The following is a 16,470-nucleotide window of genomic DNA, read 5'->3' on the forward strand; positions in this document are numbered from 1 at the left end:
GCATCTCGACGAGTTCGTCGAACAGGGTCTGCGCCCACAGATGCGGGTCCTCGAGCAAGCGGCTGGTGACGTACTCGGCGAACGGCTCGAACGGGTCCTCGTCCCGGTGGCGGACACCCGGCTCGGTGACCCCGTTGAGATAGTTGCGGACGGTCTTACGGTCCCGTCCCAGATGACGGGCGATCGCTGAGATCGTCCACCCCTGCTTGCGCAGAGCATGTGCTTCCACGGTCTCTCCTTGTGTGAGCATGAACGAGCGGGGCCTCCCTCGAAGGGCTGGTGCGTGGTCAGAGACCACCAGCATCACGGGGAGGCCCCGCCCATTACTTGGCGGGTGCACACAAGTGGGGAGATTCAGTTAGCAGAACTGGGGAGAATCAACGAGCGCAGTCAGCGGCAGGTGGAGCTCGCCGTCGACGGCTTCAACCGCGAAGCCGCACGGATCGAGACCGAGTACGGCATCGCGATCCATCCAGAACGGGTGGGCAACACGCACACCGATCTGGCACACTACATCGAGGTCGCGATCGGCATCGTCGCACGCAAGCTGCCGGTCGCCGTGTACGGGGCGGACAGCCGGCGCTGGACAGGCCCCCAGTCCCCGCGACAGGTGTTCGCCCTGTACGAGGCGGCCGGCGACAACACCGCCGACTATCTGACGCAGATGGCTCTCAACGCCGAGCGGATCAAGGCAAAGAAGGACGACCTCGACCGCAGCCTCAAGCAGAAGTGCCTGCGGCCGAAGACGAACGGGAAACCGTGCCAGATGCGGCCGCTGTACCAGGCCGGAGTCGGCCACCAAGAAGGTTTCGGGTGCTGGCGTCACGCCACCGACGACGAGAAGCTCGAGCTCGAGAAGTCGCGAATCGCCATCGAGGTCAAGACCGGTTGTCCCGGATGCAAGGCCGGCCCCGGCGAGGTGTGCCTGATCCCCACCGAGGACGGCCTCACCCCCGCCCAGGTCGGCCTGACGATGGTCGACGGCGAGTGGCCCCGGGTGCGGGTCCTCGGTGGCGCCGACATCCACGTCCCGCGGATCGAACTGATCCATCCTCGCGTCCTCGAGCCCGCCGAGTAGATCCGCCCAAGACGGCACGCGAAACCCCCGGCCCAATCATGGGCACGCCCGGTAGGGGCACCAGATGAACACCATCTAGCGTTCGGGACAGCGAGCCCGCCCCCGAATACGAGGAGTCCCCATGACGGATGAGCCGGATGTCCGGCAGCCCCCTGACGTCAACGATCCACCGTCCGAGAACGTGGATGAGCTCGCGGGCGGTATGCGCGGCAAGTGGGTGGTCGCGTCCCAGGGATCTACGCACTTGTGGGATCTTGACGCCCTGACCTACATGCGCCGTCCCGGCCCCGCCAGCCCCTCGGGGGCCTTTGACTACGACGGCATCGCGCACCGGATCACGGGGGTGACCCGGTGGCCGCGTGTCGGTGATCAGTCACTGGTCTGGTTCGACGATCCCGCGAGTCCCTTCGACACTGAGCAGTTCAGCCGTCGTCTGCTGATCAGTTTTCACCCGCCGTTGACACCATCACCCGTGCTCCCGAGAGTCTGGACAACGAGTCGGTGGCCGGTACCGAACTCGGGGACGCTGAGTGACGCTGGCGTCAGTCCTGCGGTCTGCTCTCTGCGGCGACAGCAGGGCTCCACGGTCTCGAGTTCGCAGAACGTCACATCGCCGTCGTTGATCGGGCCGCATTCCGCAGTGCGACTCTGGGTAGGGCGACCGACGCGGTGGCAACGATGACCATCACGACGGAGATCGTGAGAAAGGCGCGGGTGTACGCCTCGGCGAGGGAGCGTTGACACCCGGTTCCGTGGGTGTTGGGCGTGGACGACTTTGTCTTCCGTCGCGGGCACCGTTATGGGACGACTCCGGACCGCCATGCAGACCGACCGTCCGATCGAGGTATTGGAAGACGGGACCGCCACACTCCTACGGCCTGGTTGCGGGTCCATCCGGGCGTTGAGATCTTCTATCGTGACCGCATCGGCGCTTACGCAGAAGGCGCGGCGGCGGAGCACCGGACGCGCTGCAAGTCGCCGCTCGGTAGCACATCTGGCACATCGCGGCGGGGCGGTCGATGGCGCCGTGGCACGCCACCGGGCGGCCCTGCCCGCCGCGATCATCGCTCCCGAACCACAGGACCGGCCTGATGCCGCTGTGGTTGCCGCCGAAACCCACTCGGGAGCCGGGTCACGCCCAGTGCTGGCCGAGGGGACTAACATCCTTGCGATCAGCCGCGAGCTGGGTCTGTCTCGCGGTACCACACGCCGCTTTGCCCGCGCGAGGCGCCTGATGAACTGCCGGTCAACAATTGCCTCGGGTACCGAGTCCGTATTCTCGAGGCATACAAACCCGAGCTGCATCGGCGGTGGAATGTGGCGTGTACCCAACACAATGTGGCCGTTCGAGGAGATCACGGCCCACAGCTACCAAGGCAGCGAGATGTTGGTGCGCGACTACCTGCAGCCTTTCCTCGCTCTCACCCACCTCCCGGTCGCGCCGCCCAGCCACCGATCGTCCGCGAAGTCATCAGCTGGATCATGACCAACCCCAACACCCCTCGCTGCCGGACACCGGCCGCGCCTGGATTCGATCCTGGCATTCAGTCCGCGACCGGCCGCGCTGGCCGGGCACGTCCGCGCGTTCGCCGAGATCATGGGCGAGCGGCGCGGTCGGGATCTCGAACGGTGGATGGCCACAGTCGACGTCGACGACCAGCTGGCGCTGCACTCGTTCGTGCGAGGCCTCCGCCGCAGGCCACGTCCCCCGCACCAAGATGCTCAAACGCCGAATGCCCGGCCGCGAGAAGAGCGACCCACTGCGCAAACGAATCCTTCTGAGCGAGTGACCAATTCACCCTACCGAATCACCAACTTCGTGACAGATCCCCCAAACCGGACCATCTGACGGCTGTGGGTTCGAGGGTGGCCATCCTTCACGTGCTGCCGACAGAAGTTTGGGCCAGATCCAACACGGAGCCGGGAGTTGCCTCCCAGATCTCCGGCAGGAGAAGATTCCTAGATTTCAATGACGGCAAGCTCTCCGTCAGCATACAGGGAGCGCAGGCGCTTCTTGTCGAACTTGCCGACCGAGGTCTTGGGCACCTCGTCGACAAAGCACCAACGCTCAGGCAACCACCATTTGGCGACCTTGCCAACGAGGAAGTCACGCAGATGAGCAGGTGTGGGCGCACGACCGTCACGTACGACGATCACCGCGAGAGGCCGTTCCTGCCACTTCTCGTCCGGCACCCCGATCACAGATGCCTCGAGCACATAGGGGTGTCCGGCGAGCAGCAGCTCGAGCTCGACCGAGGAGATCCACTCCCCACCAGACTTGATCACGTCCTTGGTGCGGTCGGTCAGCGTCACGAAGCTCCGTTCATCGATCCGACCGACGTCGCCGGTGCGCAACCAACCGTCCTGAAACTTCTCCCCGTCATCCTCTCCGCCGATGTACGAGCCGGTGATCCAAGGTCCGCGCACCTGCAGCTCACCGACGGCTTCTCCGTCGTGCGGGAGCGCATTGCCCGCGTCGCCGACAATCCGCAACTCCACACCAGGAACCGGACGGCCCTGGGTAGCTCGCAGGCGCCACCGCTCCTGCGCGTCGAGCGATGCCGGCGGACGCGCGACGGCGGCCAGCGGCGAGGTCTCGGTCATTCCCCACGCCTGGACGACCTGCACGCCGTACTTCTCCTCGAAGACCTCCATCAGGTGAACGGGCACGGCGGAGCCACCGCAGGCAACCAGGCCGAGAGAGGAAATGTCGTAATCGGGGTTGGCCTCCACGAAGTTCAGCACGTCGTTCCAGATTGTCGGGACCGCGCCTGCGACGGTTGGCTTCTGGGCATCGATGAGCCGTACCAGCGGCTCGGCCTGCAGGAACCGGTCAGGCATGAGCAGGTCGGCACCGGCCATGAGGGCGGCATAGACCAGTCCCCAGGCGTTGGCATGGAACATCGGCACAATGGCGAGGATCCGGTCGTCACAGCCGACTCGCAGTCCGTCGGCGGCGCAGGCCGCCATCGAGTGCAGGTAGGTCGACCGGTGGCTATAGGCGACACCTTTGGGGGTTCCGGTGGTACCAGAGGTGTAGCACATGGCGGCTGCTGACTGCTCATCGAGGTCGGGCCAGTCGAACGTCTCGGGTTGGGCGGAGATGAACTCCTCGTAACCCACGACTGTGAGCCCGTCACGGTGCAGCGGGGTGAGGTCTACCCCGCCGGTCACGACGACGGTGTGCACGCTGGTGATCTGCGGCAGCACGGGGGCCAGCAGCGGGACCAGGCTTCCATCGAGAATCACGACCCGGTCCTCGGCGTGGTTGCCTACGTAGACGAGTTGATCTGAGGCGAGGCGTAGATTGAGAGTGTGCAATACCGCGCCCATCGAGGGCACCGCACAATAGACCTCCACATGTTCCTGGTTGTTCCACATAAAGGTCGCGACACGCTCATCGCCTGTGATCCCACAACCGCGCAACGCGTTGGCCAACTGGGCGGACCGCCGTCCGATCTCGGCGAACGAGGCGACCTTTATGCTCCCGTCGGGCTGTAAGGTCCGCACGGTCGACGAGCCATGCACACTCGAGCCGTGGCGCAGAATCGCCGCAGTTGTCAACGGGACGGTCATCATCGTGCTCTGCATAACATTCCTTATTGAGAGAGTTGCCGTCGAACCGACACGATCCGGGATCGAGCGTCCAGGGAGAGTGGGCTGTCAGCGATCTGCAGCCGAAAGCGAGCTTGAAGCAGACTCCAAGGACTCGACCAGGTCCAACTCGAGTTCTGGCAGTCGGCTGGCCGCCAAGGCCATCCCGCCCGCGCGGGCTCGCACATCAACGTCGCACTGGATCCCGGCGCGTGCAATGTCGGTCCATGCCTGTGCGCAACGGCTGGCGACGACGGCGAGGTCTGCGGTGGCAAGGTCACCGGTCAGACGTGCGACATCCGCGCAGCCATCGGCGAGCAATCGACGAAACAGCCCGCCACCGGTGCCTGCCTTCTCAATGAAAGCGCTCAGGCTGAACAAGAGGATCTCGAGGTCGTCTGCCGGAAGGTCGACCCAGGTCTGGACGTCGGCTGCCAGCTGCGCGACCGCGGCTAAGCCCTCAGCCCCGGGCACCGCTGTCGTGAGATCGACAATCCCCGGCCGCGACGGGCGCCGCATGCTGGCCGCGGACTGGCGAAATGCCTCTGCCGCCACTCCCGCCACATCCGGCAGCGCGCCCGGCCAGGTGATGCGATACGTGCAGTGGCGCGTCGGTTGCGGGAACGACGTCGAGGACCGCGCCCGAGCCAGGGCTTCGAGCGGGACCTCCTGCACCTCGGCGCGGTCATTGTCTACGACAACGGCAATCCCCTTGGCCTCATCATAGCCAATCACCACGATGTCGTGGCGACTCATCCGTAGCTGGACCCGCAGGTACGGCAGCTCGCCGATGTCGCCCCACACCAGGCTGGGTCTGCCTGCGTCAATCTCGTCGAGAACCCACAGCCACCCCTCGCGGGGATCATCGGTGGTGAGAACGTGGACCTGTCCGCCGAGCCGACGAGGTAGGTCGACTTCGAAGTCGGCGCCTCGTCCCACCAGGTACAGCGGCGGAACGAGGTCGCTCGACCGGAGGTAGGTCAGCCCTAGCGCGCCACCGAGCGCGAACACGAGGCCTTCATCGGGCGGTCCATCCCACCCCAAACCATGCCAGTGCAGAAGATCCCGCATCGCACCAGAACCGCAATGCCCCCCCATCCGATGCGGGTAGTCCTCGATCAGGGTCCTGCGGGGCATGTGAGTTCCTCTTCGGTGGATGGGCGCACGACGGGGTTCGAAGACATGATCAGTTGTTCCGGATTCTGTCCAGGTAGGCCTGGCGGGTCCTCATGTCGACGTCGTCCAGGAACACCGAGTCCGAGCCCAGGGCCGAGCCGAGCCAGGTGGCCAGCCAACCGGGGACGAACTTCATCGCGGCGACCATGCCGCCGGCGAGGCGGGTGACGCGCACGAAGGGACGCGGGTTCTCGATCAAATCGGCTGTCGCTCGGGCGATCTCCTCGGGCTCGGCGTTGCGCATTCCCTTGGCCCCAGCCGTCCCAGCGACAAGTTCGGTGTTGGTGAACGTGGGCCGGACCGTGGACAGTTGGACCCCGGACTTGCGGTATTCTTGTCGTGCTGCCTCGGTGAATCCGATGACCGCGAACTTGGTGCCGCAATAGGTCGCCAGACCGGGTACGGCGAGCTCACCGGCCAGTGATGCGGTGTTGATGATGTGCCCAGCACGCCGCGGCAGCATCCGTTGAAGGGCGAGCTTGGTGCCGAAGACAACTCCCAGGACGTTGATCTCGACCTGCCGCCGGGTTACCGCGTCGTCTTCCTCGTGGGCGTGCCCGGTGGGCATGATGCCCGCGTTGTTGATCAGTACGTCGAGCGGGCCGAGGTCCCCCTCGACCAGGTCGAGAAAATCGCGGAACGAGTCAGGGTCGGTGACATCCAAGTGGGCGACGACCTTCACCCCGAGATCAACGGCGGCCTCCTTTGCACGGGCCTCGTCGACGTCGCCAATAGCGACGCGGTGGCCTCGTCGGATCAACTCCTTCGCGGTCTGGTATCCGATACCGCGGGCTCCGCCCGTGATTGCCACGGTCTTGGCGGCATTGCGGGGGTTGTGCGTCGTCACTTGCTGTTCTCCTTGTTCAGGCCGAGGCGTTGCCACAGGCCGCGGCCGGCTGCCGCGCGCAATACTCTTTCGGCGATGGCCGCACGCCGAGAGGTGTACGGGTACCACGTGAGTTCCCGTGTCAGGACAGGGATCCGCGGCTCCGTCACCGCCTGGACCCGGCAGTACTTGTGCAGCCCATAGGCGCCGCCGAGCCGCGCACCGATACCTGATGCCTTCCATCCACTGTGCGGCAGTGTGGTGGCGAAGAGGTTACTGAAGACGTCGTTGATGTTGACAGCGCCCGCGTCCAGGCGTTTCGCGATGCGCTGCGCACGAGCGTGATCGCGGGTCCACACCGTCGCGGACAGGCCGTACACCGAGTCGTTGGCCAAGCGGACGGCCTCGTCTTCATCCGCGACCAGCATCACCGGGATCGTGGGTCCGAAGGTCTCCTCGGTCATGCAAGTCATCGTGTGGTCGACGCCGACCAGGACGGTAGGAGCGTAGTAGTTCCCGGCCGCGCTCCGGGTTCCGCCGACCAAGACCCGTGCACCCGCCGCCACCGCCTCGTTGACGTGGCGATCGGCGATCTCGACCTGCCTCGCAGTGACCATCGCACCCACGTCGTCACCTGCCGCTGCACCGTGGGCGAGGGACCGCACCCTTTGCGTCAGCCGAGCCACGAACTCGTCGTAGATCTCAGCTACCACATACACCCGCTCAACGGAGATGCAGACCTGCCCTGCGTTGAACAGACCGCCCCACGCGATCCCCTCGACCGCGCGAGCAAGGTCGGCGTCCTCCAGCACTATCGCCGGATCCTTACCGCCCAGCTCCAGGCTCACCGGCTTCAGGTGCTCGGCACAGCGGATCGCGACCGCGCGCCCGGTGGCTGTCGAGCCGGTGAACTGCACGAAGTCAGCTGCGTCCACCACCGACGCACCCGCTTCGCCGGCACCCACAACATGGGCCAGGACCGGGGGGGCGCCGATCTCGTGCCAGCCTTCGACGACCCGCGCACACGTCAGTGGCGTCGCTTCCGAGGACTTCGCCAGGACCGCGCACCCGGCAGCCAACGCGGGTGCTGCATCCATGAGGAAGAGGGTGATCGGGAAGTTCCAGGGCGTGATGAGCCCGACAACAGGGTACGGGTGGTAGGTCTTGGACAGCCGCTTCGGCAGACTCAACAGACTCGAGGGCCTGACCTGCTCGCCAGCGAGAAACCTCTCGGCATTGTCGGCGTAGTAGGTGATGAATTCGCACGACGCGGTCGTCTCCACGAGAGCGTCTGGGCGCACTTTGCCCGTTTCGGCTTGCAACAGGTCGGTGAGCTCGTCGGTGTGAGCCAGGATCCAGTCCCGCCAGCGATGCAACCATCTTGCGCGTTGCCGCGGGCCTGCTTCGGCCCACCCTGCCTGGGCGCGGCGGAGGTCAGCCGCGATGCGGTTCACGGTCTCACGATCATCCACGGGGACGGTTGCGATCCGCCGGCCGTCGGCTGGGCTACACACGGCCAAGGCGTCCGCTGTGGTCGCCGTGCTCATCGGTCCTCCAGGAGTGAGTCGAACCCGCGGGAGAGCCCGTTGGGTGGGGTGCGTCTGGTGGGTGTGTCGGTGAAAGCGTCAGCGATCACGTCAGCGCGTTTGAACATCACCGGTCCATAGGTATGCCGAAGCTCGGTCAGGATCGCGTTCAAAGGCAGGTCGTCGAAGATGCCGCGCTCGCGGACGTACTCCATATGCTGGGCTCCGTCGGCGGTGAAGGCGTGCAGGAGGGCGTCGCGATCGCCGTCGAATTCCACCGGCGGCACACTGAAACGCGCACACAACTCGGTGTTGAACGCAGGTGTCGCCTTCAACCACCGGCCGTCGATGTAGAGAAGGCTGTAACCGTGATAGACGAACAGGTCTGTGCCGCCCATGAGCGCTCGCAGCGCTTCGGTCTGCAGGTGATTGCGGACATCAGCGAAGCCCAGCAGCGCCGGAATCCCTGCCGCACGGCACACCGCGGTCAAGAGCACCGCCTTCGGGACGCAATAGGCACGCCCGGCCTCGAGGACGAAGCTGGCTCGATAGTGGGCGGGATCGTCCGACACTGTGTAGGGGTCGTACCAGATCTGGTCACGGACGGTGGTGAAGAGGCGATTGGCCTTGTCCCGGTCGGTGCTCGCATCCCCAATCGCGGCGGCGGTGAATGCCCGGACGGACGCGTGTTCGATGTCGAGGAAGTCGGTCGCCACCAACGACGCCACCGGTGCCTGATTCATCTGCGCTCCAGGGTGATCGGCAACCCGTCGACAGGGATGGGGAGCGAAGTGTTGTCCCATCTCACTTCATACTGGTCCGGGACCGACCAGGTGTACGTGCGCAGCATGTAGTGCAGGATCGCCTTGACCTCGAGAGTGCCGAAGTGCAGACCAATGCACTTGTGCACCCCTCCTCCGAAGGGGATCCACCCGAAACGGTGATTCTGGTCCTCCCGGCGCGGCTCGCTGAAACGGTCGGGGTCGAAGGTATCGGGGCCGGTCCAGCACGACTCGTCGAAGTGGTTCACCGCAGGAGCCACGGCCACCAGGGTGTCCGCCGGGATGTGGCGTCCGGCAATCTCCACGTTCTCGATCGTTTTGCGCATCACGATCGGCACGGGCGCTACGAGGCGCAGCGTCTCCTTGATCACCAGGTCGAGAGTCGCCAGCGAGTCCAGGTCGTCGATGTCGGGGCGGCGTTCACCGAGTCGGTCGGACTCGGCCCGAGCCCGTTCCTGCCAGGCTGGGTGCTTGGCGAGGAAGTAGGCGGCAGCTGTGGTGGTAATGGTCGAGGTGTCGTGGGCCGCCATCATCAAGAAGATCATGTGGTTGACGACGTCCTCATCGTTGAACGCCTCACCGTCGGCCGTGCGCGCATGGCACAACCCCGTGAAGAGGTCGTCTCCCTGGCCACTTCGAGCCGTCGGCAGATGCCGGGTGAAGTAGTTCTCCAGGAGCGTGCGCCCACGGACTCCGGCGCGCCACCGAGTACCGGGCAGCGGGAAATGGATGATCGAGCTGGCTGCGCGCACGGTGGCCACGAAGGCGTCGTTGATGGCGTCGATGTCCTCGCTCCTGCCCCGACCTGCCATGAAGACCCCCGTTGCGACGTCGAGAGTCAAGGCCTTCAGCAGTGGGTAGATGCGCGTGGACCGGCCCGCTGTCCACCCGGGGATGCTGGTCTCCAGCGTCGGGCCGAGCTGGTCGACATAGCCGGCGAGCCGGTCGCGGGTGAACGCTTCCTGCATGATCCGCCGATGCATCCTGTGCTCGTCGAAGCTCATCAGCATCAGGCCCCGGTGAAAGAAGGCATCGATGAGATAGGTCCACCCGTCCTGGGAGAACGACTTCGCCTTGGTCGTCAGCGCCTCCTGGGTGGCATCCGCGCCGGCCACCATCACGATTCTCGTACCGAAGGCGCCCATCCACCAGACCGGTCCGAAGCGTTGGTACCTGGCCCGGGTGAAGTTGGAGCCGAACCTGATGTAGTCCAGGGTGTGACCGAGCAAAGGCAGGCCCGCGGTCCCCCGGACCGGCTCGAGGCCCGACCCCGCCGGGGGCGGGGTGAGCTCACGCACAGGCCAATGGTCGCTGACCCCAAGCAGGGTCGCGTCGACTCGACTCGGCAGCGGCGCCAGGAGTACCGATGAGAGCCGCTCACGACCCTTCGCCAGCGGGAGCTGGATGATATTCGTCACTGACGTTCCTTTCTGAAAATGTGGGGCCGCACTCGATGTCTTCCTACCGCCGTCGACCCCAGGGACCAGTCAGTTCAGGTCGAGCCGGCGAGCACCAGTTCGGCCCGGCCGACGGGGAGTCGTTGCGCGATGACCCGCTTGCTGAACACGAAGTCCCGGGGCCGGTTGACGCAGTCGGCAGCAATGAGCTCGCCGGCACGGAGGTAGAAGCAGGCGAAGGCGCGGTCCCGGATCGGGTCGCCGCTGCAGACGACTTCGTCGTACTCGGTGTTGAGACCGGCGATCTGGAGCTTGAGATCGTATTGATCCGACCAGAACCACGGAAGCGCCGCGATCATCTTGGGCTTGCCGCAGAAGGTCGCGGCGGCCACCTTGGCCTGCTCACCCGCACTCGGCACGGACTCCAGGCGTATGCGACGGCCGTAACGGGCCATGTCGTGGCTGGCGCAGTCCCCGGCGGCCACGATGTCGGGGTCACTGGTCCGGGCCTGGTCGTCGATCACGACGCCGTTGTCGACGACCAGACCCGCGGCGGCGGCGAGCTCGGTGTTCGGCTCAACGCCGATGCCGACAATGACGAGGTCGGCGGGAATTGATTCGCCACCTGACAGGAATACCTCGCGGACCCTGCCGTCACCGGACAGAGCCTCGACCAGCGCGCCCGTCCTGATGTTCACGCCCTCCTCCCGGTGGATCCGTTCGAAGAACGCCGATACCTCGGGAGCGGTGACCCGTTCGAGGACGCGCTCGGCCGCCTCAAGCACTGTGACCTCCAGACCCAGCGCACGCAACGAAGCGGCCGTCTCCAGTCCGATGTAGCCGCCGCCGACGATCACGGCCCGGCACCCGGGGCTGGTGACCTCTCGGATCATCTCGACGTCCGCAGCGGTGCGTAGGTAGTAGACGCCGACCAGGTCGGCACCCGGGATGGAAAGCCGTCGAGGGCTGGCCCCAGTGCACAGCGCGAGCTTGTCGTAGGGCAGCGTGTCGCCGGCGCTCAGTGCAAGGTGACCGGCCGAGCGGTCGATCGCCTCCACGGTCGCGTCCAGGAGTTGGATTCCCTGCTTGCTGTAGAATTCGGCGCTGCGGATCGCAAGTTCGTCGAGCGTGCTCTTCCCCGCCAGGTAAGCCTTCGACAGCGGCGGGCGTTGATAGGGCAGCGCCGACTCCTCGCCGATGAGGACGATCTCACCGGTCCACCCTTCCTGGCGGAGACTGGCCGCGAGCTGGACCCCGGCATGGCCGGCCCCAACGATGAGGGCCCGCTGCGAAGTCATGCGCTGGACTTCGGGGTGAGGCGGACCATCATTTTACTGATCCCCCTGACGAAATTGGACTGCACGTACTCTGGCTCCCCGACGACCTCGATGTTGTCGAAACGGGTAAGCAACTCCTCCCACAGGATCCGCAGCTGGAGCTCGGCCAGCCGGTTGCCCATGCAGCGGTGGACGCCGAAGCCGAACGAGATGTGGTTGCGGGCGTTGGCCCGGTCGATGATGAACTCATCCGGCCGTTCGAACACGCGCTCGTCACGGTTGCCCGAGGCGTACCACATCACTACCTTGTCGCCCTTGCGGATGAATTGCCCGTTCAGAATGGTATCGGCCTTGGCGACCCGGCGCATATACGCCAGCGGGGTTTGCCACCGGATGATCTCCGAGCCCATGTTGGGAATCAAGTCGGGGTTCGCCTTCAGCTTCTCGAACTGATCGGGGAAGCGGTTCAGCGCAAGAACACCGCCGCTCATCGAGTTCCGGGTCGTGTCGTTGCCTCCGACGATCAGCAACACAAGGTTGCCCAAGAATTCCATCGGGCGGTCGATCAGGTCCTTGGTGCTCTCGTTGCTCTGCAACATGGTGATCAGATCGAAGCCAGGTTCCTCCCCGGCCGCTGTCCGGGCTGCCTTGTCGTGCCAGAGAGCGCTGAGACCTCGCGCCATGTCGCGCATGCCGGGGAACACCTCGTCGTTGTCCGAGGGCCCGCCGTTAGCCTGCTCCAGCGAGGTCGCAAGGTCTGACCAGTAGACGAGCTTGCGACGCTGCTCGTACGGAAAGTCCAGGAGAGTCGCGAGCATCCGAGCGGTCAACTCGATCGAGACGTTCTGCACCCAGTCGAACGGCTGATCCACAGGCAGGTCGTCCAGCACCTCCTGCACACGCGATCGAATCAGCCCCTCCATCTCACGCAGGTTCTTCGGCGCGACCACGCCTTGGACAGCGGCCCGCTGCGCGTCATGCCGTGGCGGATCCATCGCGATGAACATCGCGATATCGAGGAAGCGAGGCGGGGCCCCGATGACAATGAACGGCTCGGCGGAGAAGAGCTCGTGGTTCTTGTCCACGGCCACGATGTCGGCATGCCGCGTGACAGACCAGAACGGACCGAACGAACTGTTGGGCTGATAGTGGACTGGCGCCTCGTTGCGCAAGCGCTCGAAGTAGGACTGCCAGCGCCCCTGGCGATAGAGAAAAGGGTTGCTGAGGTCGATGTCGGCGAGCTCGACGTCCTCGACCGGCGGGACAGGACTCTCGACGAAGAGCTTCTCTCCGTTCGTCCCGGTCACCCATCGCCGGGTCTTGTCATACAGATGCGCGCCCCGGATCTGCAGATCCATCGGGATGGTCGACTGAACTCTGGTGGTAATCACTTCAGGAATCTTCATCAGGTCTTACTCTGTCTCTCGTCGTCACATCTGGAATTCGGGTAGTTGGACGATCAAGCCGTCCCACTCCGCGCAGGCCACCATCTGGCAGGACAGCCGAGAGGTCGGCTGGCGCTCTGGGTTCATCGCGAGCATCTCCTCCTCATCGGATCCGGAGAGGCCGACCTGCTCGGACCATTGCGAATCGACGATCACATGACAGGTGCCACAGGCGGCTTCGCCTCCACAGTCGCCGTTGATTCCGGGGACCGCGTTGTTGGTCGCGACCTGCATCAGCGACTGCCCTTCCTCGAAGGGCGCTTCGTGCTTCTCGCCGTCGTGGGAGACAAAGGTGACAAATGCCATAGCCAACTCCTGATACGTTGTCCTCAGCGGGAACTTGGTCAAAGTGTTGTCGAGGATGGGCGCTGCGACCATGTTCGACGGAGTCAGAAACTTGTGAATTCAGCTCAAAGGGACTATGGTGAACCTCAATGACGAGGGCGTGCCTCCGCTCATGTTCGTGCAACTGCTCGAGAGCCAAGCACTCGACTCAGACGCTGCAGCGCGGCTTCGCAACATCATGGCTCGCGAAGGAACCAACGAGGCGATGCTGATCCAGCATGACGTCCAGGCCCCGATCCGGTGGTTTCGGGAGGTCTACCCCGAACTCGACGTCGACCAGGCAACCCTGCTCGGCTTCACATTCGCTGAACAGGCCCAATTGACGTCCTTCGGCCCGTTGAGTTTTCCGCTGGTCAGCGCAGGCTCGGTAGCCGAGATCGTAGAGCTGCTCACCTACTTGCCGTTGATCTCGACAGCACTCAGCCCACAGTTCCATCCGAGTGACCACGGCCTCACTGTCGGGCTCACCGCGCATACAAGCGACCTGGCCCTGGACTGCCTGGTCGTTGCCTACAGCGGGTCAGTGCTCCTGCGGCTGCTTGCCATGCTCGCCGGCGACATGCCGACGGTCACACTCCACCTGAGCTGGCCAGCGCCGACCTCTCTGACCCACCATAAGGACGTGCTGGCCGGGCGCCTGTGCTTTGACGCTCCAACGTCCTTTCTCTATATCCCCGCAGACACGCTCAACGAGGTCTGCCGGTTCTCCGATCCCCTCGCTTATCGACTCGCCATCGTCGATCTGCAACGAACTCTCGACCAGCGGAGCAGAACAACGTCGTTCTCAGAGAAGGTGAGACGACTGTTGGAGCAGCATTCCGGACAGCGAGGTAGCCATTGGGTCGCACATGAGCTGTCGATATCCGCCAGCACGCTCAAGCGCCGCCTCGCCGAAGAGGGGACCACCTTTCGCGAGTTGCACCAGTCATTCCTGCGCGAGCGCGCGATGCTGCAGCTACTCGACCAATCAATGTCGGTGAGCGAGATCGCCACAGATCTCGGATACAGCGACCTCACCAACTTCTCACACGCTTTCAAGCGATGGACCGGCCGCTCTCCGAGCGAGTTCCGGCACACGTAACGCTGAGCCATCCCGGGCCGTCCGCGGTGAATGGGAGTGTCAGATTTTCGGTGTAAGTGGCGTTGTTAGCACCGGTGGATCCAAGGGTGTAGCGCAACACTAGGTGAAGTGTTCGGGGTTCCGTTCCGACCTCTATCGGAGAGGATCGAAGCCATGCCACGTCAATATCCGCAGGAGTTCCGTGATCGGGGTGTCCGGATGGTCGCCGAGGCGCGGGAGGACAACCCGCAGGTGACCGAGTACGGGGCGATCCAGAAGGTCGCCGCCCAGCGCGGCTGCAGTCAGCAGGGATTGACCCGCTGGGTGCGCAAACGTCAGATCGACACCGGTCAGCGCACGGGCGTGACCTCCGCCGGGGATGAGGAGATCCGCCGGCTCAAACGCGAGAACGCCGAGCTGCGCAGGGCGAATGAGATCTTGAAGACGGCGTCGGCGTTTTTCGCCGCGGAGCTCGACCGTCCCGCCCAGCGATGATCCGATACATCGACCGGTATCGGCATCGGTTCGGGGTCGAGCTCATCTGCCGCACCCTGCGTGCGACGGATGCGGGGTTTCTCACCTCCCGCGGCTACCGCGCCGCCAGGACCCGGCCGCCATCCGATCGCGCTCTGATGGACCGGGAACTGATCGACGAATTGCGGCGGATCCATCGGGACAACTTCTCCGTCTACGGGGTACGCAAGATGCACGCCGCGATGCGCCGAACCGGATGGGACATCGGCCGCGACAGAACCGCGAGATTGATGAAAGCTGCTGGTTTGCAAGGCGTTCAGCGAGGACGGAAGGTGTTCACCACCCACCCCGACCCCACTCAACAACGCCCCGCCGATCTCGTTGAACGCCACTTCCACGCGAGCGCCCCGAACCGGTTGTGGGTCGTCGACATCACTTACACCCGGACCTGGCAATCGATGGCCTACACCGCGTTCGTCACCGACGTCTGCACCCGCAAGATCGTCGGATGGGCCGTCACACCGACCATGCGGACCGCCGATCTTCCCCTCGAAGCGTTCAACTACGCGATCTGGCAGACCGATGGCGCAGACCTGCGTGACCTCATCCACCACAGCGACCGCGGCAGCCAATACCTCAGCGTGATCTACACCGATCGGCTCGCCGAACTCGGCATCACCGCCTCGGTCGGATCCCGCGGCGACAGCTACGACAATGCCCTCGCCGAAGCCGTCAACGCCGCCTACAAAGCCGAACTGATCCGCCGCGGCCCCTGGAAAACCGTCGAGCAACTCGAGCTCGCAACAATGGAATGGGTGCACTGGTTCAACCACGAACGCCTGCCCGAAGCCCTCGGGTATCGCACCCCCGTCGAAACAGGCTCTTCGAGCTTGAGCGGGCAGTGCCTGGTCAGGGCTTCGGCGGCTTCGGCGTGTCGGTGACGTGAGGAGCCCCTGGTCTCCGGAAATCTGGATGTTGCGACACATTCCGATTTCGGTGAGGAGTACCAGGGGCATGAGCGAGCCTACTTCGTTGTTGCTGGGCCTGGAAGGTCTGCAGGTCACGAGCGTTTCGGCATTGCCGGATAGGACGCGGCTGGTGGAGGTGATCACCTGCGATCCGGATGCTGCTGCGTGCCCGTCATGTGGTGTCGTCTCGACCTTCGTCAAGGATCATTCGGTCACGTATCCACGTGATGTGCGATACGGAGATGATCCAATTAGGTTGCGCTGGTGGAAGACGCGATACCGATGCCGGAACGATGAGTGTGATCGGGCGACGTTCACTGACCGGATACGTGAGGTCCCGGCGCGGCGTCGGACCACCACCCGGTTACGCACCCAGATCGGGCGGGACATCGGAGAGAACGCTCGGTCGGTGGCCGAGGTCGCAGCCGCAGCGGGAGTGTCGTGGCCGACCGCGCATGCCGCGTTCGTCGAGCACGCCGAACAGGTGCTGACCGCACCGACACCCGTGCGAGTGCTGGGGAT

14 protein-coding genes are annotated in these 16,470 nt (G+C 64.7%); 4 read left to right on the top strand and 10 right to left on the bottom strand.

Going from position 1 to position 16,470, the window contains the following annotated elements; genetic code table 11:
- Positions 1-250, bottom strand: a 250-nt coding sequence (locus AXK60_RS08655) for a helix-turn-helix domain-containing protein (RefSeq protein ID WP_139057831.1), incomplete at its 3' end; no start/stop codon positions are given.
- Between the two features lie 150 nt (positions 251-400).
- Between AXK60_RS08655 and AXK60_RS08660 the strand changes: the two genes are divergently transcribed.
- Positions 401-1,078 carry a hypothetical protein gene (locus AXK60_RS08660; protein ID WP_068570679.1) on the top strand — a complete coding sequence of 226 codons (678 nt, stop codon included), beginning with the start codon at positions 401-403 and terminating at the stop codon, positions 1,076-1,078.
- 1,959 nt (positions 1,079-3,037) lie between these two features.
- Here the strand turns inward: AXK60_RS08660 and AXK60_RS08665 are convergent.
- The 9 genes from AXK60_RS08665 to AXK60_RS08705 form a co-directional block, all read right to left on the bottom strand.
- Positions 3,038-4,669, bottom strand: coding sequence for a long-chain fatty acid--CoA ligase (locus tag AXK60_RS08665; RefSeq protein WP_043078166.1), 1,632 nt, complete (start codon positions 4,667-4,669; stop codon positions 3,038-3,040).
- Between the two features lie 72 nt (positions 4,670-4,741).
- Positions 4,742-5,809, bottom strand: coding sequence for a BtrH N-terminal domain-containing protein (locus AXK60_RS08670; protein ID WP_043078167.1), 1,068 nt, complete (start codon positions 5,807-5,809; stop codon positions 4,742-4,744).
- Between the two features lie 49 nt (positions 5,810-5,858).
- Entirely contained in the window at positions 5,859-6,695 is an 837-nt protein-coding gene (locus tag AXK60_RS08675) for an SDR family oxidoreductase (RefSeq protein WP_043078168.1), read from the bottom strand.
- A complete protein-coding gene (locus tag AXK60_RS08680) occupies positions 6,692-8,221 on the bottom strand; it encodes an aldehyde dehydrogenase family protein (protein WP_043078169.1) in 1,530 nt (509 codons plus the stop codon). The genes AXK60_RS08675 and AXK60_RS08680 overlap by 4 nt, the downstream gene beginning before the upstream one ends.
- Positions 8,218-8,943, bottom strand: a complete 726-nt coding sequence (locus AXK60_RS08685) for a transglutaminase-like domain-containing protein (protein ID WP_043078170.1) — start codon at positions 8,941-8,943, stop codon at positions 8,218-8,220. The genes AXK60_RS08680 and AXK60_RS08685 overlap by 4 nt, the downstream gene beginning before the upstream one ends.
- Positions 8,940-10,400, bottom strand: a complete 1,461-nt coding sequence (locus AXK60_RS08690; RefSeq protein ID WP_043078171.1) for a cytochrome P450 — start codon at positions 10,398-10,400, stop codon at positions 8,940-8,942. Before AXK60_RS08690 ends, AXK60_RS08685 begins: the two co-directional genes overlap by 4 nt.
- 74 nt (positions 10,401-10,474) lie before the next feature.
- Positions 10,475-11,677: an NAD(P)/FAD-dependent oxidoreductase gene (locus AXK60_RS08695; RefSeq protein WP_043078172.1), complete on the bottom strand. Its 1,203-nt coding sequence runs from the start codon at positions 11,675-11,677 to the stop codon at positions 10,475-10,477.
- Complete coding sequence (locus AXK60_RS08700; protein ID WP_054173132.1) at positions 11,674-13,062, bottom strand: cytochrome P450; 1,389 nt, start codon at positions 13,060-13,062, stop codon at positions 11,674-11,676. Before AXK60_RS08700 ends, AXK60_RS08695 begins: the two co-directional genes overlap by 4 nt.
- Before the next feature lie 24 nt (positions 13,063-13,086).
- On the bottom strand, positions 13,087-13,407 hold the full coding sequence (locus AXK60_RS08705; protein ID WP_043078249.1) for a 2Fe-2S iron-sulfur cluster-binding protein: 321 nt from the start codon (positions 13,405-13,407) through the stop codon (positions 13,087-13,089).
- A gap of 118 nt (positions 13,408-13,525) precedes the next feature.
- On the opposite strand from AXK60_RS08705, the gene AXK60_RS08710 reads away from it, so the two are divergent.
- The 3 genes from AXK60_RS08710 to AXK60_RS27580 form a co-directional block, all read left to right on the top strand.
- Complete coding sequence (locus AXK60_RS08710) at positions 13,526-14,527, top strand: helix-turn-helix transcriptional regulator (protein ID WP_043078250.1); 1,002 nt, start codon at positions 13,526-13,528, stop codon at positions 14,525-14,527.
- A 153-nt stretch (positions 14,528-14,680) separates the two neighbouring features.
- A protein-coding gene (locus AXK60_RS08720; RefSeq protein WP_139057832.1) for an IS3 family transposase occupies positions 14,681-15,921 on the top strand; the annotation gives its coding sequence in 2 pieces (ribosomal slippage) (positions 14,681-14,972 and positions 14,972-15,921; 1,242 coding nt in all).
- A gap of 73 nt (positions 15,922-15,994) precedes the next feature.
- Positions 15,995-16,470, top strand: a 476-nt coding sequence (locus AXK60_RS27580) for a helix-turn-helix domain-containing protein (protein WP_175399966.1), incomplete at its 3' end; no start/stop codon positions are given.

The organism is Tsukamurella pseudospumae, assembly GCF_001575195.1.
Classification (GTDB): Bacteria; Actinomycetota; Actinomycetes; order Mycobacteriales; family Mycobacteriaceae; genus Tsukamurella; species Tsukamurella pseudospumae.

Coding starts and splice junctions, on each gene's coding strand:
- AXK60_RS08665 (WP_043078166.1), bottom strand. CDS start 4,669: ATGCAGAGCACGATGATGACCGTCCCGTTGACAACTGCGGCGATTCTG.
- AXK60_RS08670 (WP_043078167.1), bottom strand. CDS start 5,809: ATGCCCCGCAGGACCCTGATCGAGGACTACCCGCATCGGATGGGGGGG.
- AXK60_RS08680 (WP_043078169.1), bottom strand. CDS start 8,221: ATGAGCACGGCGACCACAGCGGACGCCTTGGCCGTGTGTAGCCCAGCC.
- AXK60_RS08685 (WP_043078170.1), bottom strand. CDS start 8,943: ATGAATCAGGCACCGGTGGCGTCGTTGGTGGCGACCGACTTCCTCGAC.
- AXK60_RS08695 (WP_043078172.1), bottom strand. CDS start 11,677: ATGACTTCGCAGCGGGCCCTCATCGTTGGGGCCGGCCATGCCGGGGTC.
- AXK60_RS08700 (WP_054173132.1), bottom strand. CDS start 13,062: ATGAAGATTCCTGAAGTGATTACCACCAGAGTTCAGTCGACCATCCCG.
- AXK60_RS08705 (WP_043078249.1), bottom strand. CDS start 13,407: ATGGCATTTGTCACCTTTGTCTCCCACGACGGCGAGAAGCACGAAGCG.